General features: G+C 55.4%; 19 protein-coding genes. 6 read left to right on the top strand and 13 right to left on the bottom strand.

Annotation, left to right across the window (positions count from 1 at the left end; translation table 11 throughout):
* Window positions 1-269 precede the first annotated feature (269 nt).
* A complete protein-coding gene (fadD2, locus tag B347_RS0115555) occupies window positions 270-1,958 on the bottom strand; it encodes a long-chain-fatty-acid--CoA ligase FadD2 (RefSeq protein WP_019410619.1) in 1,689 nt (562 codons plus the stop codon).
* Window positions 1,959-2,309: 351 nt separating this feature from the next.
* Between fadD2 and B347_RS0115550 the strand changes: the two genes are divergently transcribed.
* Window positions 2,310-3,254 carry an alpha/beta hydrolase gene (locus B347_RS0115550; RefSeq protein ID WP_019410618.1) on the top strand — a complete coding sequence of 315 codons (945 nt, stop codon included), beginning with the start codon at window positions 2,310-2,312 and terminating at the stop codon, window positions 3,252-3,254.
* A 76-nt stretch (window positions 3,255-3,330) separates the two neighbouring features.
* Window positions 3,331-3,801: a MaoC family dehydratase gene (locus B347_RS0115545; RefSeq protein WP_019410617.1), complete on the top strand. Its 471-nt coding sequence runs from the start codon at window positions 3,331-3,333 to the stop codon at window positions 3,799-3,801.
* 59 nt (window positions 3,802-3,860) lie between these two features.
* Here the strand turns inward: B347_RS0115545 and B347_RS0115540 are convergent, their stop codons facing one another.
* Window positions 3,861-4,328, bottom strand: coding sequence for a ferritin-like domain-containing protein (locus tag B347_RS0115540; protein WP_019410616.1), 468 nt, complete (start codon window positions 4,326-4,328; stop codon window positions 3,861-3,863).
* 205 nt (window positions 4,329-4,533) lie between these two features.
* Here B347_RS0115540 and B347_RS0115535 point away from each other — a divergent pair, with 205 nt between their 5' ends.
* Window positions 4,534-4,770 (top strand): DUF3820 family protein, encoded by a 237-nt coding sequence (locus B347_RS0115535; RefSeq protein ID WP_019410615.1) that lies wholly within the window; start codon window positions 4,534-4,536, stop codon window positions 4,768-4,770.
* Window positions 4,771-4,782: 12 nt separating this feature from the next.
* Window positions 4,783-5,970 (top strand): aminotransferase class V-fold PLP-dependent enzyme, encoded by a 1,188-nt coding sequence (locus tag B347_RS0115530; protein WP_019410614.1) that lies wholly within the window; start codon window positions 4,783-4,785, stop codon window positions 5,968-5,970.
* A 187-nt stretch (window positions 5,971-6,157) separates the two neighbouring features.
* On the opposite strand, the gene B347_RS0115525 is transcribed toward B347_RS0115530, so the two are convergent.
* Genes B347_RS0115525 through zwf form a run of 3 tightly spaced genes read right to left on the bottom strand, consistent with a single transcriptional unit; the run spans window position 6,158 to window position 9,010 of the window.
* The gene (locus tag B347_RS0115525; RefSeq protein WP_019410613.1) at window positions 6,158-6,823 is read right to left on the bottom strand and encodes a bifunctional 4-hydroxy-2-oxoglutarate aldolase/2-dehydro-3-deoxy-phosphogluconate aldolase; all 666 of its coding nucleotides are present in this window, start codon (window positions 6,821-6,823) and stop codon (window positions 6,158-6,160) included.
* A 17-nt stretch (window positions 6,824-6,840) separates the two neighbouring features.
* Window positions 6,841-7,554 carry a 6-phosphogluconolactonase gene (gene pgl / locus B347_RS0115520; protein ID WP_019410612.1) on the bottom strand — a complete coding sequence of 238 codons (714 nt, stop codon included), beginning with the start codon at window positions 7,552-7,554 and terminating at the stop codon, window positions 6,841-6,843.
* Window positions 7,541-9,010: a glucose-6-phosphate dehydrogenase gene (gene zwf, locus B347_RS0115515; protein ID WP_019410611.1), complete on the bottom strand. Its 1,470-nt coding sequence runs from the start codon at window positions 9,008-9,010 to the stop codon at window positions 7,541-7,543. Before zwf ends, pgl begins: the two co-directional genes overlap by 14 nt.
* A gap of 204 nt (window positions 9,011-9,214) precedes the next feature.
* Here zwf and B347_RS0115510 point away from each other — a divergent pair, with 204 nt between their 5' ends.
* Window positions 9,215-10,075 carry a MurR/RpiR family transcriptional regulator gene (locus B347_RS0115510; protein ID WP_169845242.1) on the top strand — a complete coding sequence of 287 codons (861 nt, stop codon included), beginning with the start codon at window positions 9,215-9,217 and terminating at the stop codon, window positions 10,073-10,075.
* 100 nt (window positions 10,076-10,175) lie between these two features.
* On the opposite strand, the gene B347_RS0115505 is transcribed toward B347_RS0115510, so the two are convergent.
* The 6 genes from B347_RS0115505 to B347_RS0115480 form a co-directional block, all read right to left on the bottom strand.
* Entirely contained in the window at window positions 10,176-11,039 is an 864-nt protein-coding gene (locus tag B347_RS0115505; RefSeq protein ID WP_019410610.1) for a D-hexose-6-phosphate mutarotase, read from the bottom strand.
* 141 nt (window positions 11,040-11,180) lie between these two features.
* On the bottom strand, window positions 11,181-12,530 hold the full coding sequence (locus B347_RS0115500; protein ID WP_019410609.1) for a carbohydrate porin: 1,350 nt from the start codon (window positions 12,528-12,530) through the stop codon (window positions 11,181-11,183).
* Window positions 12,531-12,619: 89 nt separating this feature from the next.
* A complete protein-coding gene (locus B347_RS0115495) occupies window positions 12,620-13,780 on the bottom strand; it encodes an ABC transporter ATP-binding protein (protein ID WP_019410608.1) in 1,161 nt (386 codons plus the stop codon).
* Between the two features lie 2 nt (window positions 13,781-13,782).
* Window positions 13,783-14,628 (bottom strand): carbohydrate ABC transporter permease, encoded by an 846-nt coding sequence (locus B347_RS0115490; protein WP_019410607.1) that lies wholly within the window; start codon window positions 14,626-14,628, stop codon window positions 13,783-13,785.
* Window positions 14,621-15,529, bottom strand: coding sequence for a carbohydrate ABC transporter permease (locus B347_RS0115485; RefSeq protein ID WP_026014228.1), 909 nt, complete (start codon window positions 15,527-15,529; stop codon window positions 14,621-14,623). Before B347_RS0115485 ends, B347_RS0115490 begins: the two co-directional genes overlap by 8 nt.
* Before the next feature lie 105 nt (window positions 15,530-15,634).
* Window positions 15,635-16,921, bottom strand: a complete 1,287-nt coding sequence (locus tag B347_RS0115480) for an ABC transporter substrate-binding protein (protein WP_026014227.1) — start codon at window positions 16,919-16,921, stop codon at window positions 15,635-15,637.
* A gap of 339 nt (window positions 16,922-17,260) precedes the next feature.
* On the opposite strand from B347_RS0115480, the gene B347_RS0115475 reads away from it, so the two are divergent.
* Window positions 17,261-17,908 (top strand): AP2 domain-containing protein, encoded by a 648-nt coding sequence (locus tag B347_RS0115475; protein WP_019410604.1) that lies wholly within the window; start codon window positions 17,261-17,263, stop codon window positions 17,906-17,908.
* Here B347_RS0115475 and B347_RS0115470 read toward each other — a convergent pair.
* Together B347_RS0115470 and B347_RS0115465 are read right to left on the bottom strand one after the other, a co-directional pair.
* Window positions 17,877-19,337, bottom strand: coding sequence for a sensor histidine kinase (locus B347_RS0115470; protein WP_019410603.1), 1,461 nt, complete (start codon window positions 19,335-19,337; stop codon window positions 17,877-17,879). The genes B347_RS0115475 and B347_RS0115470 overlap by 32 nt on opposite strands.
* Window positions 19,327-20,058, bottom strand: a complete 732-nt coding sequence (locus tag B347_RS0115465) for a response regulator (protein WP_019410602.1) — start codon at window positions 20,056-20,058, stop codon at window positions 19,327-19,329. The genes B347_RS0115470 and B347_RS0115465 overlap by 11 nt, the downstream gene beginning before the upstream one ends.
* Window positions 20,059-20,148: the final 90 nt, after the last annotated feature.

Here is a 20,148-nt window from a genome sequence, read left to right as displayed (position 1 = left end):
TCTGGCTTTTACTTACCGACAAGTCACAAAGCGCGCCGAGAGTAGCAGCTTTGCCAGAGGTCGCCTAGAGCCAAAAAAGGGCCTCAGCGTCACCTTTCTGACTGTCCTACAATCCTAAGTCACCATTAGAGCTTAGACTCTATTACTGTCAAAACCCCTCTAAACAAGGGCTTACGGCCAGCCAACAGAACATTTCCGATAGTTTTATCAATAAATAAAAACGCCCGCCTACTCAGGGTGTGCGGGCGTTTGTCGCCAAGCTGAACGAATCAGACGGTATCTCGTAACTCACGGCGCAATATCTTGCCTACCGGCGTCATGGGCAACGAATCACGGATGACAATTTGCTTGGGTACTTTGTAGCCGGTGAAATTATCTTTGCAAAACGCTTTGAGCTCTTCGACGCTCACTCCGCCCTCACGGGGCACGACGAACAGCTTTACCGCCTCGCCTGTCCGTTCGTCGGGGACACCGATGACAGCACAGTTCGCCACCTTAGGGTGAGCCATCACAATGTCTTCGATCTCATTGGGGTACACGTTGAAGCCCGAGACGATAATCAGGTCTTTTTTGCGATCAACGATGCGCACAAAACCATCGGGATCAATCACTGCGATATCGCCCGTCTTGAACCACCCCTCGGCATCGAGCACTTCAGCCGTCGCTTGCGGGTTTTTCCAGTAGCCTTTCATCACTTGCGGGCCTTTAACACACAGTTCTCCGCGCTCCCCCAGCCCCAGTTCAACACCGTCATCGCCAATGACTTTCATGATTGAGCCCGGCACCGGCATGCCCACTGTTCCCAGCCGAGCGTGAATACCGTATGGGTTAGTACTGGCCACCGGCGAGGTTTCGGTCAAACCGTAGCCTTCAACGATGCGGCAACCGGTGAGTTTTTCCCAACGCTCTGCCGTGGCCTTGACCAGCGCCGTACCGCCCGAGTTAGTGAGCTTGAGGTTAGAAAAGTCTAGGGTCTTGAAATCGGGATGGTCCATCAGCGCCACAAACAAGGTATTGAGCCCCAATAGCGCGGTAAACCGCCAGTTCTTCAGCTCCTTGATAAAGCCTTTGATATCACGCGGGTTGGTGATCAGGACGTTGTGATTGCCGGTCACCATCATGCACATGCAATTCGCGGTGAACGCATAGATATGGTAAAGCGGCAGCGGCGCAACCATCACTTCCTGGCCCTCTTTGAGCAGCGGCAAGCCATCTTCCGCGAGCTGTGAGAGGCAGCCTCGTATCTGCTGCATGTTGGCGACCAGATTGCCGTGAGTCAGCATCGCGCCTTTCGGCAAGCCGGTGGTCCCACCGGTGTATTGCAGCACGGCGATATCATCGAGCCTGACTTGCAGGGGCCGGATAACGTGCCCTGCCCCCTTGTGCAATACGCTTTTAAAGGGAATGGCCTGTGGAAGCCGATACGAAGGCACGAGCTTTTTAACTTTGTCGACCACCAGGTTAGTGATCCAGCCTTTTGCAACTGGCATCAGATCGCCCATTTTGGCTTCGATCAAGTAGTCGATCTCTGTGTCTTCGACCACTTCCTGCACGCGCTTGCCAAACATGTTCAGGTACACGAGCGCACGAATCCCCGCACTCTTGAACTGATGACGCATCTCGCGCGAGGTGTACAGCGGGTTGGTATTGACCACAATCAGACCTGCACGCAACGCACCGAATATGGCGATCGGGTATTGAAGGACGTTGGGCATTTGCACGGCGATGCGATCACCGGGCTTGAGGTCAGTGTGCTGTTGCAGGTAACCGGCAAATGCCGCGCTGTGCCGCTCAAGCTCGGCATAGGTAAGGGTAACCCCCAAGTTACTGAAGGCAGGACGATCTGCGAACTTCTTGCAGGAGCGTTCAAAGACATCAACCACCGACGTAAAGGCCGTCAGATCAATGTCCAGTGGGACGCCCGCAGGGCGTTTGTCATTCCAGAAATCAGGTTGCATTGTTTTTATCCTCTTACCTGAGCATGTCTGGCTGCATGTGTCATGCAGTGAAAGCACAGCATCCGGACGTTAACAGTTATCAAGTAGTAGGCAAATAAGGCGATCTTCGCCATTTACATCTTGAATCTTATTACTGCGATTTGGGTTGGGGGCTGGCTACCCCTCGAATGCGCTATACACTGCTAAGGTCTGTCCGAAATGTTTTCGAGCGAAGGTTAGACAAGGCAACAAGAGGCGAGAAAGCAGAGTTTACGGGGTGCAAATAAGCATCCCGAGCCTATTTTTAACGCCGAATAGCCAAGCCCAAGTGCATTTCGTTTAGTGCCTAAGACACTGTGCAAAGGAATTGTCATGACCCATGAAACCTTTTGGCTGGAGGCGAATGACCGTACAGGTCTTTTCGTGAACCAGTGGCTGCCTGAGGGCAAGCCCAAGGCCATTATCTTGGTGGCGCATGGCATGGCAGAGCACAGCGGTCGATACGCTCGCTTTGGCAAGGCCTTGTGCGAGGCCGGTTTTGGGGTATATGCCCACGACCAGCGCGGCCACGGCAGAACCGCCGAACGCGGGGCACTGGGCTATTACGCAGACGACGATGGCTGGTGTGCAGTGGTCAGCGACGTAGCGAGCCTTAATCAGCACATCCACCAAGCGCACAAGGGGGTACCGGTTTTTCTGCTCGGCCACAGCATGGGCAGCTACATTGCCCAGGCCTATTTGCTGCACCACAGCGCCAGCTTGCAGGGCGCCATTCTCAGCGCGTCGAACTTCCAGCCGGTTGCCTTGTACCGCAGCGCCAGCCTGATCGCGCGCTTCGAGCGCTGGCGCCAAGGCCCTAAAGGTCGCAGTGCATTGATTGAGTGGCTATCGTTTGGCTCGTTTAATAAAGCCTTCAAACCCAATCGCACACGTTATGACTGGCTCAGCCGGGACCCGGTCGAGGTCGATGCATATGCCAATGACCCTTTATGCGGCTTTCGTTGCACCAATCAGCTGTGGGTCGACCTGCTCGGCGGCTTGCAGCAAATCAGCAAAGCGTCCAATCTCGTTCAGATTGACTCGGCGCTGCCCGTGCTGATCATCGGCGGTGCCTGTGACCCGGTCAGTGAAGGTAAACGTCTGGTAGATCTGGACCACGCTTTACGCAAAGCAGGCACTCAACACCTGCAACTTAATCTTTACCCGCAAGCGCGGCATGAGCTCTTCAATGAAACCAACCGCGACCACGTCACCGCCGACGTTATTGCCTGGCTGAATCAGGCGCTGGACTATTCGCGTCCGCCCCGAAGTGAATAACCTGACCACCCATTTTAGAAAAAGAACTTAAAATCAAACTCTTGAAATCAAACACTCGTCACAGGACATGCGCTAGATGACCCAGGTTACTAACACCCCGTACGAAGCCCTCGAAGTCGGCCAGACTGCCAGCTACAGCAAAACCGTCGAAGAGCGCGATATTCAGCTTTTTGCGGCAATGTCTGGTGACCACAACCCGGTGCACCTCGACCCTGAATTCGCTGCTGCCACTATGTTCAAAGAGCGCATTGCTCACGGCATGTTCAGCGGTGCATTAATCAGCGCTGCCGTAGCGTGCGAGCTGCCTGGCCCGGGCACTATTTATGTCGGCCAGCAAATGAGCTTTCAAAAGCCGGTAAAAATCGGTGACACCCTGACCGTGCGCCTGGAAATTCTGGAAAAGCTGCCAAAGTTTCGCGTACGCATTGCCACCCGCGTGTTCAACCAGCGTGATGAAATTGTTGTCGATGGGGAAGCCGAGATCATCGCCCCCCGTAAGCAGCAAACCGTGACCCTACCTGTGTTGCCAGCCATCAGCATTGGTTGATCGCAGGCCATAAAAAAACGCCGGCTAGCCGGCGTTTTTTGTTTGCTCTAAACGTTTATTTAAGAGCGCGCGCGGGCTTCATTACGCAGCGCCTTTACTTGGTCATGATTGCGCTGTACGCCATGGTACTGACGCTCAACCACATCACGGATGCCTACCAAGTTGTGCTTGGCGATCTTTTCCAGCGCTTCCTTATAAGCCTTCAGGGCATGGTCTTCACCGCGCTCAGCTTCGTTGAGCACAGCCTCCTCGTCCTTGCCGGTAAAAATTGACTTAACGTCCAACCAGCGGCGGTGCAAGTCACCCGCCACACTGGTACTGGTCTCTGGGTCGCCGCCCAATTTACGGACTTCTGCCTGCAGTTCTGCCGCGGCAGTGGCGCAATCAACCGAGCGTTTTACGAACAGCGCTTTAAGCTCTGGGTGTTTAATATCTTCGGCACAGGTCTTGAAACCTTCCTGTCCATCTTTGCTGGTTTCGATCAGATCGTTCAGGACAGAGATGGCTTCTTTATTAAGATCAGTCATTGTTCAATTCCTTGCTGAGTTGAGGATCGTGCAATAGAGGTTGCAGTCCTTGTGCCAGCTTTCGAATATAAAATAATTCATATAAATCAATAACTTAAAAAATACAAAAAATCTGTATCCGGTTTATTTGCATGAACTGTCAATTGGCCTGCATGCAAAATGCCTGTATTTTCATCCTGTTGCTGTACGTACTGAAGGCCGTTGAATGAACTCCGAAAAACTTGAGCTGCTGGTCACCCGCGAAATGCCATTCGGCAAATACAAAGGCCGAGTCATCGCTGACTTGCCTGGCCAGTACTTGAACTGGTTTGCCCGTGAAGGCTTCCCGCATGGTGAATTGGGCGGTTTGCTGGCCTTGATGCAAGAGATCGATCATAACGGTCTGTCGGACCTGCTGGACCCGTTACGCGCCAAACACGGAAAACCCAAACCTCGCCATTGATAGAGTTGCTATATGCCAAGGAACGATGACAACGCCTGCGACGAACATTTTTGGCACACCATCGCCCAGCGCTACGACGTAGCCCCAGGACCTATCAATCTGGAGAATGGCTACTTCGGGCGCATGACCCACGCGGTGGCACAGGATTACCAGCGCAATATTGACTTTATTAACCGCAGCAACTCAGTGCATGTCCGCCAAGTCTTCGATGAAACCCAAAGCCTCGATATCCGCAATCAGTTGGCCGAGCTTCTGGGGGTTGAGCACACCAGCATCGCCCTCACCAACTGCGCGTCGGATGCTCTGCAATCGGTGATTCGCAACTACAACGGCTTGCAGCCCGGTGATCAGTTACTGATCAGCGATCTGGATTATCACAGCGTCGAATACGCCATGCGTTGGGTGGCGCAACAGCGTGGGCTGGAGATTATTGAAATCTCCCACAAGCACCCTGCTACGTATGAAAGCCTCGTCGCCAGCTACCGCGAGGCGTTCGAACGTTATCCGCACATCAAGCTGATGGCGCTGACCCATGTGACGCACCGCACCGGACTCGTGATGCCTGTTCAAGCCATTACCGAGTTGGCCAAGGCACACGGGGTGGATGTGGTCTTGGATGGCGCACACGCCTTAGGCCAGATCGATTTTGATCTGCAGGCACTGGGCGTGCCCTTTGCTGGTTTCAACCTGCACAAATGGATCGGCTCGCCGCTCACGTTGGGTTTTATGTACATAGACCCACAGCGTCTGGCTGACATTGACCCGGACATGGGCAGCGAACGTTACCCCGAACCCGATATTCGCACCCGCTCGCCCTACGGCACTGCCAACATCCCAGCTTGGCTGACCTTGCCCAAGGTATTGCAGGAACACCGCGCACTGGGCGGTTCGAAGGCTAAAGGCGATCGACTGCGCTACCTGCGCGAGTTATGGGTGAACGAAGCGCGCCAACTGCCAGGAATTGAAGTGCTGACACCCGAGGACCCACGCCTGAACTGCGCCATTACCTCAATGCGCTTTACCCATGTCGACGATCAGCAGCCAATGGTCGAGCGCTTGCTCAAGGACTACAACCTGTTCACCGTCGCGCGCAATGGCTCCGCGTGCGGCAGTTGCATTCGAATTACCGTCGGGCTTGCGACCACGCTTGAAGACATTCAGCGGTTGGTCACGGCGTTGCGGGAATTGTCGCAGGGCTAAAAGCGCCCTCACCCCAGCCCTCTCTCCCGGAAAGAGAGGGAGCTTTACCGAGGTGTTATCAGATTCAGCGCAATACTTTCAGACCGCAAAAAAATCTACAGCACAAAAATCCCAGGCAAAAAAAAAGGTGCGCCGACCAAGCGCACCAAAAACCGTAGAACACACAACACAATTCGTTAAATCGCTATCAGTCCAGCAGTGCCAAAGCCTCAGCTGTGCATTCCTGGATACGGGCCCAGTCGCCGTTTTTGATCCACTCGCTGTCGAGCATCCAGCTTCCGCCCACACACATTACGTTTTTCAACGCCATGTAGTTGCGGATGTTCGCCGGGCTAACGCCACCTGTCGGGCAAAACTTCACTTCGCCAAAAGGACCGCCCAGCGCTTTGATTGCCGCTACGCCGCCGCTGACTTCAGCCGGAAACAGTTTGAATCGGCGGTAACCCAAGCCATAACCTTCCATGATCCCGGACGCATTGCTGATACCCGGCAACAGCGGAATATCACTGGCGACGCTGGCCTCAAGCAGATCACGGGTAATGCCCGGCGTGACGATAAATTGCGAACCGGCTTCTTCAGCCGCAGACAGCATGTGGCGATCCAAAATGGTGCCCGCACCTGTGACCAGCTCCGGGCGCTGATCACGCAGGACGCGAATAGCCTCCAGGCCAAACTCCGAACGCAACGTGACTTCCAAGGCGCTCAGACCACCTGCTGCCAGCGCATCGGCCAACGGCAGAATGTCCTGTTTACGTGCAATGGTAATCACCGGAAGAATGCGCGCCTTGGCACACAGTTCATCGATCAGGGCGACTTTTTGGGCCATCGAAACGTTGGCAATTTTTGTTGTCATGGCAGCTGATCCTTGGCTCATGGGCACCAGTAAATCTCTAACGTAGGTTGCAGAAAGGCACGAATCGGCAAGGCGGCGACATCGGTGCCTCCTAGCGCTTCGTTAAGGGTATTCAATTTGGCCTGTCCCTGAATCGACAGAACGATATTTCGCGCGCTCGCCAGCAGGCTGCGGCTCATGCTCAAACGCTGGTGCGGCACGGTCGGTGCCAGCATCGGCCAGCAACGACGCGCATTGTCCAATTGCAATGCTTGCGTCAGGTTAGGACTGCCCGGGAACAGCGAGGCGGTATGCCCGTCATCGCCCATGCCCAAAATTAGCACGTCAATCGGCGGCAACTCGGCCAAGGTACGGTCAGCTTGCTCGGCAGCAGCTTCAAGGCTGGCAGCAACGTTGTACAACCCCACAAAGCGCGCTTTGGCAGCCGGTCCTTGCAGCAAATTCTTTTTCAGTAAACCGGCGTTGCTGTCAGCGTGCTCAACCGGTACCCAGCGCTCATCTGCTAGGCTGACGACCACTTTGGACCAGTCAACAGGCTGCTTGATCAGGCTCTGGAAAAACGCCACAGGGCTGCGACCTCCAGACACGACTAGCGTCGCAACACCTTGTTTGGCAATCGCCTCATTCAGTTGCCCGGCAACTGTTTGTGCCAAGTTTTCGGCGAGCACCATCGGGTTCTTGAAGGTGTGCGCAGTGACACCTTCAGGCAGTTTCAAATCAGATATCGCCATACCAAGACCTCCCGTCTCGTGTAATCAGTGCAATGGAACTCATCGGTCCCCAGGAGCCCGCCGCGTAGGGCTTGGGCGCATCACCCGACTTCTTCCAGCCGGCGATCAACTGGTCGCACCATTTCCATGCCGCTTCAATTTCGTCTTTGCGCACAAACAGGTTCTGGTTGCCGCGCATTACTTCCAGCAACAAACGCTCGTAGGCATCAGGAATCCGCGCACTGCGATAGGTGTCGGAGAAATTCAACTGCAACGGGCCGCTGCGTAGGTGCATGCCTTTGTCCAGTCCCTGATCCTTAGTCATCACGCGCAAGGAGATGCCTTCGTCCGGTTGCAAGCGAATGGTCAGCTTGTTGCCGATTTGCAGGCGTTGCTCAGGCGCGAAGATGTAGTGCGACGGCTCCTTGAAGTGGATCACGATCTGCGACAGCTTGTGTGGCATGCGCTTGCCGGTGCGTAAGTAGAACGGCACCCCTGCCCAGCGCCAGTTACGAATATCGGCTCGCAGTGCAACGAAGGTTTCAGTGTCACTTTGGGTGTTGGAGTTTTCTTCCTCCAGGTAGCCCGGCACCGGCTGGCCTTCGCTGTAACCGGCGATGTACTGACCACGCACCACTTGAGTGGTCAGGCCTTCGGCGCTGATCGGCGCCAGCGCCTTGAGGACTTTTACTTTCTCGTCGCGAATGCTGTCGGCCGACAAATCCGCAGGCGGGTCCATGGCGATCAGGCACAGCAGCTGCAACAAGTGGTTTTGAATCATGTCACGCAGTTGCCCAGCTTTGTCGAAGTAGCCCCAACGACCTTCAATGCCGACTTTCTCGGCCACGGTGATTTCAACGTGGGAGATGTAGCGCTGGTTCCACTGGGTTTCGAACAGACTGTTGGCAAAGCGCAGGGCAATAAGGTTTTGTACGGTCTCTTTGCCCAGGTAATGGTCGATGCGGTAGATGCGAGTCTCAGGGAAGAAATTCGCCACGGCGTCGTTAACCTTGCGTGAAGACTCAAGGTCGGAGCCAATCGGCTTTTCCAGCACCACACGGGTGTTTTCAGCTAGGCCGACCTTGGACAGGTTCTCGCAGATCGCGCCGTAAACGGCTGCTGGGGTAGCGAAATAAGCGATGAGACGTTGCTCGGTACCGGCCAGCTCTGCCAGCGACACATAGTCATCGCTCTTTAGAAAGTCCACATGCAGATAGCTCAGACGAGCCAAGAAGCGGGTGAGCACTTCATCTTCGATTTCCTTGTCGCCGACATACAGGCGCAATTGGCTGTCGATATGCGCCAGGTGCGTCAGCGTGTCGCCTGACTCGCGGGCCAGCGCAAGTATGCGCGTGTCGTCATGTAGCAGACCGGCACGATCCAACTGGTATAAGGCAGGAAACAGCTTGCGCAAGGCCAGATCGCCCAAGGCGCCGAACAAGGCAAAGGTGCACGGTTCAACCGTAATCGAAGGCATGATGTTTGTTCTTTTATCAAGTTAAGCTACAAATACCTTTTTTCAAGGCATCACTCAAGGAAAAATGTAGTAATAAACACAACATTTTCTGAAAATACAGATTCCTGCTAGTGGTCATCACAGGCCACCAGTAGGATAGGCCACCTTGCGAACCGCTTTAGAATGGTTCATGCATCGCCGACCCAAGGATCATAAATGGACCGCGTGCGAAATTTACTCGAACAAATCAAAGGCCGCCTCGAAGACCTGAATAAGGCCGAGCGCAAGGTGGCAGAGATAATTCTGCAAAACCCGCAACAGGCGACCCGCTTCAGTATCGCTGCGCTGGCTCAAGCGGCGTCGGTCAGCGAGCCCACGGTCAACCGCTTTTGCCGTTCGTTTGGTGTCAGCGGCTACCCGGAACTAAAACTGCAACTGGCACAAAGCCTGGCCAGTGGCGCAGCTTACGTGAGCCGCGCGGTTGAGGCCGATGATAATCCGGCTGCCTACACGCAAAAGATTTTCGGCAGCGCAATTGCCTCACTGGACAGTGCCTGCCAGGCCTTGGACCCGAACCTGATCAGTCGCGCCGTCGACTTGTTGATCCAGGCCCGTCAGATTCACTTTTTCGGGTTGGGCGCCTCGGCCCCGGTAGCGCTCGATGCACAGCATAAGTTTTTCCGCTTTAACCTGGCGGTCACGGCCCACGCTGACGTTTTAATGCAACGCATGATCGCTTCGGTGGCGCACACCGGCGAGTTATTCGTGATTATTTCCTACACAGGACGTACGCGAGAACTGGTCGAAGTGGCGCGCATTGCACGTGCCAACGGCGCCTCGGTGCTGGGGCTGACCGCAGAGAACTCACCGCTGGCCAAAGCCAGCACGTTGAGCCTGAACATCCCACTGCCTGAGGACACCGACATCTATATGCCGATGACCTCGCGCATCATCCAGCTCACCGTGCTGGATGTACTCGCCACTGGCATGACCTTGCGCCGAGGGGTGGATTTCCAGCCGCACCTGCGCAAGATCAAAGAAAGCCTGAATGCCAGCCGTTACCCGGTGGGGGATGAGTTCAACTGACCACCCTGGGACTGCCGCGTTCGGCCAGCGTGGTTTAGATCAAAAGTCATGTTGCCTCTGTAGGAGCGTCGACCGGCTGCTCCTACAGATCGTTGTGGGGTTAGGCGTTACACAGCCCCGCCCGCGCCTGCAAACTCAGATGCGCTTGCTCGCCTGGGGCTAGGCTCTGGCTTTGAGTGCCGGTACTCGCTGACTCAACGCACACAAAACCCATCACTTCATTCCAGCTCACGCCCAGTAAAGGCCGTTTGCCGGGATGCCAGATCACGGTATTGGCATGATCCCCGGTATCGATACTCAGGGCCCGCTGCCAGGCGTGGTCGTTGAGTTGCATTTCGCCCTCGTGCTGGAACACCCGCTGGCAACCGCCTGCGACGCGGAGTTCGCCTTGTTGCTGGCACTCCTCACGATTGAGCTGGTCATAACCTTGGGCGCCATCGAGCCCGGACAGCGCTACCTCCGCCACATCACCGATACGCCAGTAAGCTCGTAACGCCTGACTCACTTGGCACGGTTCATCGTCTTGGTGTTCGGTGCTCAAACGCAACTCCATGTCTTCGCCCAGCCGTGCATGCAACTCAACCTGCCAGTCGCACAGTTGCAAACGCCAATGCAGGGTAACGCCCTCGTCATCTGAACTGCTGTCCAGCAGTTTCCAGTCGATAAGCCGCGCCCAACCATGAGACGGCCAAGCATTTTCGCTGGGATGGCGCCCATACCACGGCCAAAAAATCGGCACGCCACCACGGATCGCTCCGACCTGCGGCCATTTGGCTGCACACCACAACCAAGGTTTTTGTCCGGTCGGCTTGAAGTGCAGCAATTGCGCGCCCTGACGACTAAACACGGCTTGGCAATGCGGATGATCGATCACCAGAACATCGCGCTGCTGAAAGCGCTCCCACTGAAAGACCGGCTGTTCGCGTTTGGATTTGAAAAAACGGTGAAGCGGATGCTCATGCATGTGCCGCAGTCCTGAAAATCATGTCGCCCAATGTACCGCCATCGCAGACTCGCTAAAGCTCGGCAGTGCTGACACAAAAAAGCGGATAGCCAAGGCTATCCGCACTTTGCGCACAACGACATGGAGCTTATCGCAACAGCGTTAGAACACCGACTGAATTTTCAGGCCAGCCACCAACGCGTTATCAACTTGGTCCACGCCACCCGGGTGGGTGATGTATTGCAAGTTGGGACGCACGGTAAGCCAATTGGTCACGTGGAAACCGTAGTTGATTTCGTAGTTGTACTCGGTAGAACGCAGCGGTGAGAACAGCGCATCGTTGTAGTCGGTAGCACCAATGGCAGCGTTGGCCAACTCAGCGTTCTTCTTCACTTCGTCGTTGACGTGGATACGGGCAAAGCCAATGCCAATGTCATCTTTTGGACGAGCATCAAACGGGCCTTTGTACACAAACATCAGCGACTGGTAGTTGTCGACGATGTTGGTGGCCTTATCGTGGAAGGTCGCGTTGGCCGCGATGTTCAGGCCGCGCGTCGCATCACCGTTGTGGCTGGTGAGCTGTTGCTGAACCACGAACCAGTAGCCGTGCTTGCTGTCATGTACGCGATAGGCCTGACCGGTGGTGGCCGCGTCATTGCCGTTGATGTCTTCGCGCAGGTCATTCGCAGGCGCCGTGCTTTTGTAGTAACCGACACGGTATTCGCCCGGCAGGTTATTCACCTTCGGCGACCAGACCAGCTCGACAGGCAAAACAGTACCTTTGGTGCCGCTGCCGCTGAGTTTAAAGCCGTTGCCGTGCTCCAGTTGCGACGGGTTCTGATTGTACGCGCCGATCTGCGCGTAGAACTCAGGCGTGATGTTGTACTTGACACGCAATGCCGCCTGGCTAACCGGCCAGTTGTACCAGATGTTGGTGGCCCAGTTACCCACCTGCGACCCGCAAAACGCCAAGTTCTGGAACTCACACGGGAAGGTATTGAAGTCTTCGCCTTCACCAAAATAACCGGCTTTGACGTCCAGTTTGCCATCGAGGAACTGATGCTGGATGTACAACTGGGTCAGACGCACCATGTGGCCACGGCCGTAAACTTCCTGCGAAGAACTCAGGGTACTCGCACGTGGATCGCCAACGCGGTCATTGGAGATGTTTTGCCCGTTACGGTTGGTGAGCTGGATCTTGGCCTGAGTGTTATCCCAGCCCCACAACTTTTGCAGGTCCAACGCCACGCCTAGGCCAAACTGGTCGCTGTAGCGCGCTGTTTTGTCGCTGTTGTAGCCACCATGCAAGTTGGCGCCTACTTCACCGACGTAATCAGCCTTGATGTCGATCCCCTGCTCGATGAGCTTGGTACGCTCGCCGCCCCAATCGCCGGTCATCCACTTGGAGTCGGCGCTGAACGCTTCGTCTGCCATCGCATTAGCAGAAAGAACCAGCGCGGCAACCGCTGACAGTTGGCAGATCAACCGAGTGTTGGTGTGTTGCTTTTTCATCCCTACATCCTCGTCTTTATTGTTATTAACTATTTTTGTCTAACGCGGTTTACTGCTTTATCCGAAACATCCTTCCCCAAAAGGAAGATTCAGCGTCCTTTGAATTGGGCGACGTTGTCAGCCCGGTCCTGTGCCGGCAACGACGTGACTGTGCCCAAGCGCTCACCGGTTTGCGCGTCGAACAGCAACACTTTGGCCGGGTCGAATTGCAGGTTCAGAGCCTCGCCCACTTGCGGTGCAACATCGGGCGCCAGGCGGCAACACACTTTGGTGCCGTTCAACTGAACAAACACCAAGGTGTCCGGACCTGTCGGTTCGGTTACTTGAACATCAGCGCGAAGGGTCGGCGCGCCCGTGACCTCGGCCGAGGCCAGGACGATTTGCTCCGGACGCAGACCCAAGATCACCTCACGGTCTTCAAGGCCGGCGTCGATCATGCTCATCGGCAACTCACAGCGCGCTTGGCCACTGTCCAGCAGCGCCACGAGACGGCCGTCCTTACGTTGCAATCGCAGGGGTATGAAGTTCATTGGCGGCGAACCGATAAAGCTTGCAACAAACAGGTTGGCCGGATCGTTGTAGATCTGCTTTGGCGTACCGAACTGTTGGATGATCCCGTCTTTCATGACCGCCACTTTGTCGCCCAAGGTCATGGCCTCGATCTGATCGTGGGTCACGTAGACGGTGGTGGTTTTCAAGCGCTGGTGCATCAGCTTCATTTCGGTACGCATCTCGACCCGCAGCTTAGCGTCGAGGTTGGATAACGGTTCGTCGAACAGGTAGATTTTTGGTCGACGTGCCAACGCTCGGCCCATCGCAACACGCTGTTGCTGTCCGCCAGACAACTGGCCTGGCTTGCGGTTGAGCAAATGTTCGATCTGTAGCAGTTTGGCAACCCGCGCGACTTCCTCATCAATGGCCGACTGCGCCATCTTGCGGATCTTGAGGCCAAACTCGATGTTCTCGCGCACGCTCATCGTCGGGTACAACGCGTAGGACTGGAACACCATGGCGATGTCACGGTCCTTGGGGCTCATACCGCTGACGTCTTCATCACCAATCATGATCGCGCCGCCGGTGATGTTCTCCAGACCCGCAATACAGTTCATCAGTGTCGACTTGCCGCAGCCCGAAGGCCCTACCAAGATCAGGAATTCGCCGTCCTTGATCGACAGTTCGATGTTTTTCAGGGTGTCCGGCAGGCCAGCACCATAGGTCTTATTTACGTTACGAAGCTCAAGCGTTGCCATGATTACCCCTTGACCGCGCCGGCCGTCAGGCCGCGCACGAAATACTTGCCTGCGACCACATAGACCAGCAGGGTCGGCAGCCCGGCGATCATCGCCGCTGCCATATCAACGTTGTATTCCTTGACCCCGGTGCTGGTGTTCACCAGGTTGTTCAGCGCCACGGTAATGGGCTGCGAATCACCACTGGAAAACACCACGCCGAAGAGGAAGTCATTCCAAATCTGGGTGAACTGCCAAATCAGGCAAACCATGATGATCGGGGTCGACATCGGCAGAATGATCAAACGAAAGATGGTAAAGAAACCCGCTCCATCCAAGCGTGCTGCCTTCACCAGCGCATCGGGGATGCTGACGTAGTAGTTGCGAAAGAACAGTGTAGTAAACGCCAGGCCGTAGACGATGTGCACGAACACCAAGCCAGTGGTGGTGCTGGCAAGGCCCATCTTGCCCAAGGTAAACGAGGCAGGCAGCAGTACAGTCTGAAACGGCAGGAAGCAGCCAAACAGCAACAGACCAAAGAACAGCTGCGAACCGCGAAAACGCCACATCGACAACACATAGCCGTTCAACGCGCCAATGGCGGTGGAAGCCAACACCGCCGGGACGGTGATCTTGATCGAGTTCCAGAAGTAACCGTCGACCGTGGCCCAGGCCTTGACCCAGCCTATGCCGGTGACCACGGTTGGCCAGCTCAGCAAGTTACCGGTGCTGATGTCTTCCGGGGTTTTGAAGCTGGTCAACAGCATCACCACCAAGGGCACCAGATACAGCAGTACAGCGAAGATAAGCACCGCATAAATTGCGATGCGGCTCAGGCTAATTGAGCGTTTGCCGGCAAGACTATTCATTGCGCTTGCTCCTTAGCTCGGAGTACAGGTAAGGCACGATGATCGCAAGAATCGCACCGAGCATTAGAATCGCACTGGCCGAACCCACGCCCATCTGACCGCGGCTGAAGGTGAAGGAATACATGAACATGGCAGGCAGATCGGACGAATAGCCCGGACCGCCGGCTGTCATCGCCGCCACTAAGTCAAAACTCTTGATCGCGATGTGCGCCAGAATCATCACGGCGCTAAAGAACACTGGGCGCAGGCTTGGTAGCACCACTTTCCAGTAGATGCGCGGCAAGCTCGCCCCATCGATCTGGGCTGCACGAATGATCGATTGATCAACCCCGCGAAGGCCTGCAAGGAACATCGCCATGATAAAGCCCGAGGCTTGCCAGACAGCCGCGATAACCAAGCAATACACCACACGATCAGGGTCGACCAGCCAGTCCAGGCGAAACCCCTCCCAACCCCAGTCACGCAGTAGCTTGTCCAACCCCATACCGGGGTTGAGCAGCCACTTCCAAGCGGTACCGGTGACGATCATCGAGAGCGCCATCGGGTACAGGTAAATTGTGCGAATAAACCCTTCGCGACGGATGCGCTGGTCGAGAAATACCGCCAGCGTTACGCCAATCACCAGGGTGATACCGATAAACATGCTGCCGAATACAGCCAGGTTTTTACTCGCCACCCACCAGCGGTCGTTGTCGAACAAACGCTGATATTGCGCCAGGCCTACCCACTGGTAAGTCGGCAAAAACGTCGAGTTGGTGAACGACAGAACAAACGTCCACAGGATGTAGCCATAGAAGCCAACCAGAACGATGAACATGCTGGGCGCCAGTACCAATTTTGGTAGCCAGCGCTGCAAGGCATCGAAGGGCGAGACTTTCCTGAACGCAGCAACAGAACTCATGGAGAGAACCCGAGCAAGGAAAAGATGGAATTCAGCTGCAAGTCGCAAGCTTCAAGCGACAAGCTGCCTGGCTTGAAGCTTGAAGCTTGAAGCTCGCGTACGCGCCTACTTAGCGGACTTGATCGCTGCGCCAAGTTTTTTGGCGGTGTCGGCCGGGTCGGCTTTAGGGTCGTTGATGTAATTGGTGATTACGTCAAAGAACGCCCCCTGCACGGCCAGCGTGGTCGCCATGTTGTGCGCCATGCTTGGCTGTAGGCCACCGGACTTGGCGTCTGCCAGGAAGTCCTTGGCCGAGGCTTGGGCACACGCGTCAAAGCCGAGCTTCTCCATGTTGTTCAACATGTCGTTGCGAACCGGAATTGAGCCCTTGTTGATGCTGAAAACTTTCTGGAAGTCTTCACCCAGCGCCACCTTGGCAATGTCCTGTTGACCGGCCTTGGTGCCCTCGTCTTTCACCTTGAACACCGCTAGGGAGTCGATGTTGTAGGTAAAGGCTTTGTCGGTGCCCGGAAACGCTACACACTCGTAGTCCTTGCCTGCGATCTTCTTGGCAGCAGTCCATTCGCTCTTGGCCCAGTCACCCATAATCTGCATGCCGGCCTTGCCATTGATAACCTTGGCAGCTTCGAGGTTCCAGTCCTGACCTTTACCGTCGACGTCCATGTAGGTCGCCACTTTCTTCAGTTCAGTCAGCGCTTTGACCATTTCAGGGCCCGTCAGGGTCGCGTCATCGAGGTCAACCATGGCCTTCTTGTAACCATCAACCCCCATGACTGAAAGCACCACGGTTTCAAAAACGGTACTGTCCTGCCAAGGCTGTCCACCGTGCGCGAGCGCAATGAAACCCGCAGCCTTGAGCTTGTCACCGGCCGCGTAAAATTCTTCAAGTGTGGTAGGTGGTTTTTCGATGCCAGCTTTTTTAAATACTTGCGGGTTGATCCACAGCCAGTTCACACGGTGAATGTTCACCGGCACAGCCACATAGTCACCCTGGTACTTCACGGTATCGGAGACTTTCTTGTCGAGCAGGCTGTCCCACTTCTCTTCTTTGGCAACAGTCTTCAGAACGTCAGTGTCTAGCAGCCCGGTTGAGGCCCACTCTTGGATGTCCGGACCTTTGATCTGCGCCATACCAGGCGGGTTGCCAGCAACCGCACGGCTTTTCAGCACGGTCATCGCGGTAGCGCCACCACCACCGGCAACTGCGCCGTCTTTCCAGGTAAAGCCGTCTTTCTCGACTTGGGCCTTGAGCACATCCACGGCGGCTTTTTCGCCACCGGACGTCCACCAATGCACCACTTCAACCGTCCCTTTGGAGTCAGCAGCATAAGTATTCAGAGGGAAAAGAGTGGCGAGAGATATGACAACGGCGAGGCGATTGAATGAATTCATGTGAAGACCTTTATTGTTGTTATAGCTGTGCAAGTCTTTTTGCTTGCGCTGCTAAAGAGTGTATCCACGCCCCACGGGGCCCAAGTAACGAACAGATGTTCATATGTCACCAACCGGTGACATTAGACACTTGCGGCAATATTTCAGTATGGCCAACGTCATTATCCCTATGCGCCCTCATCATTGAACTCACTGACTCATGAGGCATTTTCCGCGTTGACTGTAGGACGCATCCCGAAGTCGTTTTCCCACGTTGTACCCGCAAATAACTTCAGCGAGTCTGCTTCTCATCGTCACGATAAAAGAACGGATGCCGACACCCTTCAGGAGATATGACCCATGTCAGAACGCAATCTAACGACTCGCCCTCATTGTTTTATTTACCCCGTTAAAGATAAGAACGGTCGATCCTACGCCTGGAAAATTGATCTTCAACATTCAGGAAAAGTGCACGCTCAAGTTTTTGACTTTGTCGAGTACGGCGGTGAACTCGCGGCCCTGGAAGCCGCTGAAACCATGCGCAATCAACTGGTACTGAAAATGCCGTTGTCTTTCACCTATGCAAGCCGCCAGCGCCTAATGCCTAACAACACCAGCGGTCACGCAGGGGTGTATCGCGTCCAGTCCAACCAGATCGATTATTGGCGCGCAACGACGCGCATCTATGGCTACAACCTGAGCAAGAGCTTTCGAATTGATCGCTACGGTGAAGACGAGGCAAAGCAGATGGCTTTGCTGGAACGCGAGCGGCAATTAACGCTGTGCAACGACCCGTATGACGTGGCCATGGAGAAGCTGCAGTTGCACTTCAGCCAAACCAGTCGCCGCGTGCGTGAAAACCGCATCAAGGCGGCGATGCATAAAACCCGTGACTTGAAGCCTGCCGTCGAAGAGGTCGCAAACCCGCATCAAGAGCAGGTGCTGCCCATCAGTGCCGAGCAAGCCAGCCTGTCAATCAGTCGACATTTCGCGGCAAGTACAAAGTGACCCGCAAACCACCTGTGCGCAGGTTTTGCAAACTCACTTCACCGCCGTGACTGTGAGCAATGCTGCGCGCAATACCCAAGCCAAGGCCGTAGCCCTGCTGTTGCCCGGCCAGACGAAAATGGGGTTCGAAAACCTGCTCCAGGCGCTGTTCAGGGACGCCCGGCCCCTCATCGTCCACAGTCAGGGTAAAGGCATGTTTATTGTCTTCAATGCGCAGGTGCGCGTATTTACCATACTTAAGGGCGTTATCAATCAGGTTGCCCATACAGCGACGCAAGGCCAGCGACTTGCCTGAGTAGGTGCTGACGGCCCGCCCCTGCAATGTCACACGGCCATTGCCTTGCCCAAGCAAGTAAGGCTCGATCAGACAATCAAGCAGCGTATTCAAGTCCACCGGCTCAATGTTCTCGTGAATATCGGTGTCTTTGACGCACTGCAAGGCGCCTTTGACCAGCATTTCAAGCTCATCCAGGTCGCGACCAAACTTGTACTGCAACTGTTCGTCATCCAGCAGTTCAACCCGCAGCCGCAAGCGAGTGATGGGCGTGCGCAAGTCATGGGAAATAGCACTGAACAATTGCCCCCGCTCAGTGAGGTAACGGCTGATGCGGGCACGCATGGTGTTCAAGGCTCGCCCGACTTCAACCACTTCACTGCCGCCTGCGATTTCCACGGGCTGCACATCGTCCTCCCCCAATGACATGTCGCGCGCAGCCTTGGCCAGACGCTTGAGCGGGCGGCTTTGCCAGTGAACCAACAAGCCAATGAACAACAGCAAAAAGATGCTACTGAGCACGATAAACCACACCTGCAACGCTGGCAGCCCCTCTTCTTCAAGGCTGGTGTAGGGCTGCGGCAACAGCGAGGCGATGTACAACCACTCCCCTTGGGCCATCTTGATCTGGGTCACCAGCACGGGCGGGTTGACGGGCTCGAGGGTTAAGGCGAAATGTGCCCAGGAGCGCGGCAGTTCGTCGAGCTTAAGGCCCGCGTTGAAGATACGCAGGTCTTGGGGGCCGACGAATTTAACCGACAAGTCGACATCCGGCCCCAACGACTGGCGCAAGACTTGATCGACGGCGTCCATCACCGCCTGTTTACGTGGGGTCGGCTCCAGCACCTGCATTTCGAGCGGCCTGTCATTGAGGCTCACGACAAAGCGCGTGCCGCCCATGCTGCGCATCTGATCCAGCACCAGCGGGCGATACGCCAACGGCAAGGAGCGCAAGTACGTCACCGTCGCATTCATCGAATGCGCCATGCTGCGAGCACTGTTCACCAGCCCCTCAAGCTGCGTAGTGCGCAGTTGCGACAGCCAGATAGCACTCGACAGGGTCTGCGCCAGCAAAATGGCAAGCAAGGTCAGTAGCAACATCCGACCGAGCAATGAACGGGGCAGACGAATTTTGCGCAGGACCTTAATGACCATTTCCGACCGTGACCTGAGCCGCCAACTGATAACCACTGCCACGGATGGTGCGGATAAGTCGCGGCGGCTTATCGGTGTCGCGCAGGCGTTGCCGTAAACGGCTAACAGCCATGTCGACAATACGATCGAGCGGCATCAGATCGCGCCCACGGGTCGCGTTGCCAATCGTGTCGCGATCAAGGATATGTTGCGGGTTATCCAAAAACAGTTTGAGCAGCGCAAAGTCGGCCCCGGACAAAATCACCTCTTCGCCATCGATATGAAACAGGCGATGGGTAACGGTATTAAGCCGCCATTCGTCGAAGGCCATGATTTCGTTACCGGCCCCCGCACTGGAAAATTGTGCGCGACGCAGCAATGCCTTGATACGCGCCTGAAGTTCACGGGGGCTGAAAGGCTTGCCCAGGTAATCGTCAGCGCCCAGTTCTAGGCCGATCACACGGTCGGCTTCGTCGGAGCTGGCGGTAAGCATGATGATGGGCGTCTGCGCGAAACGCGGGTGTTGCCGCACCCAGCGACACAGGCTAAAGCCGTCTTCGTCGGGCAACATCACATCGAGGATCAATAAATCACTCGAAGCCGCACCGAGTGCCTGTCGAAAACCTGCCCCATCACCCACCGTACGCACCTGAAAACCAGCACGGGTGAGATAAATATCGAGAAGCTCACGAATGTCCTGGTCATCGTCGACCAGCAAAATGGATTTGCCGGATGTGGTCACAGGTATTGATCCTTACTTGTTGTTATGGACGAAAGACTCCCCCTGTAAAAGCGAGCGTGCCTCGCGATCTTTTTAAGGTTCAAAAAGATC

It is taken from the genome of Pseudomonas psychrophila HA-4 (genome assembly GCF_000282975.1).
GTDB lineage: Bacteria > Pseudomonadota > Gammaproteobacteria > Pseudomonadales > Pseudomonadaceae > Aquipseudomonas > Aquipseudomonas psychrophila_A.
This window is presented reverse-complemented; position numbering and strand designations above follow the sequence as displayed.